At 69.3% G+C, this 4,067-nt stretch carries 3 protein-coding genes; all 3 read left to right on the forward strand.

Annotated elements, in window-relative coordinates; all coding sequences use genetic code 11:
• Nucleotides 1-147: 147 nt before the first annotated feature.
• From ACWBNA_RS47660 to ACWBNA_RS47670, 3 genes are read left to right on the forward strand one after another with little or no spacing between them, the layout of a single operon-like run.
• Nucleotides 148-543: a DUF6507 family protein gene (locus ACWBNA_RS47660; protein WP_482710852.1), complete on the forward strand. Its 396-nt coding sequence runs from the start codon at nucleotides 148-150 to the stop codon at nucleotides 541-543.
• Nucleotides 540-3,020 (forward strand): hypothetical protein, encoded by a 2,481-nt coding sequence (locus tag ACWBNA_RS47665; RefSeq protein WP_482710853.1) that lies wholly within the window; start codon nucleotides 540-542, stop codon nucleotides 3,018-3,020. Before ACWBNA_RS47660 ends, ACWBNA_RS47665 begins: the two co-directional genes overlap by 4 nt.
• Before the next feature lie 50 nt (nucleotides 3,021-3,070).
• Nucleotides 3,071-3,781, forward strand: a complete 711-nt coding sequence (locus ACWBNA_RS47670) for a hypothetical protein (protein WP_384302041.1) — start codon at nucleotides 3,071-3,073, stop codon at nucleotides 3,779-3,781.
• The last annotated feature ends 286 nt before the right edge of the window (nucleotides 3,782-4,067 follow it).

Below are 4,067 nucleotides of genomic sequence, written 5' to 3' on the forward strand. Positions count from 1 at the left end.
GTCGACGCTGGAGAAGAACGACGGCACGGCGCAGTCGACCATCCAGCGGGCCAAGGCCGCGGTCGACAACATCGGCTGAGCTCGGCACAGGGCTGAGGGAACCAGGACTGAGGGAACGTCGGGGATGCGGTCGGGGATGCGGGGACTGTGGTGTCGGGCTGGGATCTGAAGCCGCAAGGCATTTCCAGTGTGTTGAAGACGACCGGTGAGACGGCGTCCGACCTGGAGAAGTACGCGAAGGCGTTCGGTGAGCATCTGACGTCGGCGGCGACCAGCGCCGGCACGATCTCCGCCGAGGGCGGCGGAGGCGGCGAGGGCGGTGAGAAGGCCGCGGGCGGTCTCGTCGCGCTTGCCTTGTCGCAGTACGCGGAGCGGGCGTCGAAGGACCTGCAGTACGTCGCGGCCCGGGCGGGCAAATCGCTGCAGGGCGCGGTGGACGCGACCACGGCTTATCTGAATGGCGATGAGGCAATGGCCGCCGATGCGCAGCGCAACGCGTTGTCCGCGCCGGCGGTGGATCTGCCGGGAGTGGGCAAGCGGTGATCAAGCCGGACCAGATACCCCAGTTCACGGGTGACCTGGCGCAGCTGGAGACGGACTACGCGGACCTGGGGAAGGACGCGTCCGAGGTCCGCAAGACCGGCGGGGACGTGCATACGCAGTTCCAGGGCCTGTCGGCGTACTACACGGCTCCGGAGGCGGAGCAGCTGTTCGCGACGACGAAGCCGGTCAAGGAGCGCGCGGACACGTTCGCCGACGACCTGGAGAAGGTGTCCGGCGCGCTGTCGTCGTACGCCACCGAGATCCGTCCCCTCGTCGACAAGCTGAAGCAGCTGAAGACGGACGCGACGACCTTCCTCGCGGCGGTCAAGGACGACGACGAGTGGGAGTACGACGGCGACAAGGTCGACGAGCACAACCAGATCCGGGACGACATCACCGCCACGGTGGCGGCGTTCTGGGCGGCCGAGCGCACCTGCCACAACAGGATCACCGCCCTGTGGGGCGGGACGCAGATGGTCGCCGGGGACGGCTCCGACCGCAAGGACCAGTACGGCTTCGACGCCGAGGACATGAAGGACGCGCAGCTTCCCTGGGGCGACCCGGTGGAGGAGAAGCACCACTGGTGGGAGATCGGCCACTGGCTGAAGTCGTTCTTCTGGGACGGCCTGATCGTCGACGGTATCTGGGGCACCATCAAGGGACTGGGCACGCTGCTCGGATTCAATGGCCTGGAGGCGATGGGCCAGGCGTGGAAGGGCCTTGCCCAGCTGGTCACGGGCCTGGTGGTCTCCGTCATTCCCGGTGCGGGCGCGCTGTTCTGGACGCTGCCGGACGACAAGATGCCGTCCTGGCTGCGCGATTCGCGCACCGCGATGAAGGAGACCGGCAAGGCGCTGGTGGCGTGGGACGAGTGGGGCAAGAACCCCGCCCGCGCGGCAGGCCTGGTCACCTTCAACGTACTCACCACCGTCTTCACGGGCGGTGCGGGAGCTGCCGCGGCGGGCGTGACGAAGGCCGGTGCGGTCGCCAAGGTGCTGTCGGTCGCGGGCAAGGCGGGCAGGATCATCGACCCGATGACCTACATCGCCAAGGGCGCCGGTGCCGGTCTGTCGAAGATCGGCGACATCGTGCGGGGCCTCCGGGGCGTCGGCAACATCGACATCCCCACCCTCCCGGACAACGCTGTCACCCTGCCGGAGGGCTCGCTGAGGCTCCCGGACGGCACCGTGCGGCTGCCGGAGGGCGCGGCACTCCCCGAGGGCGCCACCAGGCTCCCCGACGGGAGCGTGCGGCTGTCGGAGCAGTCGGTCGCGCTGCCGGAGGGCACGATCGACCTCGGGACGCCGGAAGGCGCTCCCGCCCAGTACATGGACGCCGACGGCAACCTCCTGGACAGCCAGGGCAGCGTCGTCCAGCACGCCGACCAGGCACCCGCGGAGACGGTCGTCGACACGGCCGACACCACACCGACGGCAGGCGCCGGAGGCTCGCAGGTCGACGCCCCGCTCAAGGAACCGGCCCTGGTCGGCGCCGGCGACAACGCGGCTAGCGGCGCGGGTCACTCCTCCGGCACCGAAGGCGTACCCACGCGGCCGGACGACGGCCTGCCCGGCAACGCACACCCCAGCGACCCGCCCGCGCCCGTCGGCGGACACGGTGACGATGTGGCCTCGGGTGCCGATGACGTGCCCGCGCGAGGCGACGACGTGCCTCCGCACGGCGATGACGTGCCCGCGCGTGGCGACGACGCACCCCCGCACAGCGACAACGCGGACGCGGGCCCCGCCGGACAGCACGCCGACGACGGCGGATCTTCCCCCGCGGAGCACGCCGACGACGGCGGTTCTTCCCCTGCGGATCGCGCCGACGACTCGACGGGCGGGACGGACGGCGACGGCGTCGCACCTGCCACGGACGAGACTCCGCCCAGGACCTCGGCGGAAGACGAACCCCCCATCATCCGGCAGGACGACGACTTCGACGCCACCCACAACCAGTACGGGCTGCGCAAGTCGCGGTTCGACCCGGACACCGGCATCGTGCCGGCCAATCCGGACGGAAAGATCACCCCCCTCGAGCACGTTCTGGGCGGCGCGAACCCCAAGGCCAAGGAGTCGAGCCAGTTCACCTCCTTCGCTCCGAGGGACGGGACCGGCAAGGTCTACGGCGCCCAGGAAGTCAGCATCGACTACCGGCGGCTGCAGGCGGACATCGACGCCGGCAAGGTCTCGAACGTGGAGATCCTGCGTCCCGAGCAGATCCAGCAGAGCATCAGCGACGACATCACCAAGACGGCCGGCAAGGACGTGGAGGTGCCGGCGACTCTCAAGCCGACGGACACCGACGCGGTGACCAAGTTCGTCAACGACCTCGGTCTGAGCAAGGGCAAGACCAGCAAGGTGCACCGAAGGGTCATGGCGCTGCTCAACACCCGACGCGACGGCGAATGGTTGATCAGTGGGGTCGTCCCGAAGGACTACGTGACGGGGCCCTACCCGACGACCAAGACGCCGTGACGAGCCGGATAACGTGATCCAGCGAGCCGACCTGAGCACAGGAGTACCGATTGTCCGACAGCCAAGGTCCATGGGAGCCGAGCGCCAGAGTCGCCCAACTGCTCTTCGTGGACTTCGACGGCACGGCCGCCGATCCCGATGACGTCATCAGCGAGGGACTCGACGGTGGCTACCAGGAGCGTTCCGAGGCGCTGAAGGAAGTCCTGCGGGATCCCGACGAGGACCCGGCAGGCCGCTTCCTGGCCTGCGCCGCGCTCACCCGCTGGGCGGACGCGGTCGGATACGAAGCGGTGGTGCAGGCGGCCCGGTCGCCGGAATCCGCCGCATGGCGGGGAGCCTCGTACGACCGGCTGCACGGGCAGGACGACACCTTCGGGGTGCTTGCCGACGCCGTGGGGGACAGTGCCGACATGGTCGAGGAGCGCGGCACGGCGGACGAGCGGCTCAAGGCGGCCGAGGCGCTGCTGCTCGTCGCGGACCGCGTGCAGTTCGACCGGCACATCAGCGCGCTGCTGCGTCGGGAACTCGTCACTCTTCTCCTGCCTGCCATCAAAACCGCAGTCGAGCGCGGCATCGCGAGGCTCGCGGAGGAACAACCCTCGTACGACCTCGGCCTGCAACTGGCGCTGATGACCGCCGCCGCCCACCCCGTCGACACGACGTGGGCCCTGGATGCCGCCCGCCGCCTCCTCGCCGTCAAGCCCGGTGAACGCGCTGTGACGGAGCTGCAGGATGCGATTCCGGAGACTCGGGAGACCTGACGGCTGAGTTGTGGTGCTTGTGTGAGTGCCGGAGACCTCGATTGCAGCGGCAACTGCCGGGTTGATAGAGATGGGCCGAGAGTTATGAGGCGGACCGGGCACGGTCCGCCGTAGCAGCCCGACGGGGGAGGCCTGATGAAGTTCGACATGGGCGCGCAGACGCTGTCGCAGCTCCAGCGTGATTCGCGGGGGTCGAGTACTGATCTCGGTTCGTTGATCCGGCAGTTGGTGGATGCGGCGACGCCGTTGGAGGGGAAGTTCAACGGTTCGGGTCGGGCGATGTTCG

It is taken from the genome of Streptomyces sp. Q2 (assembly GCF_056820935.1).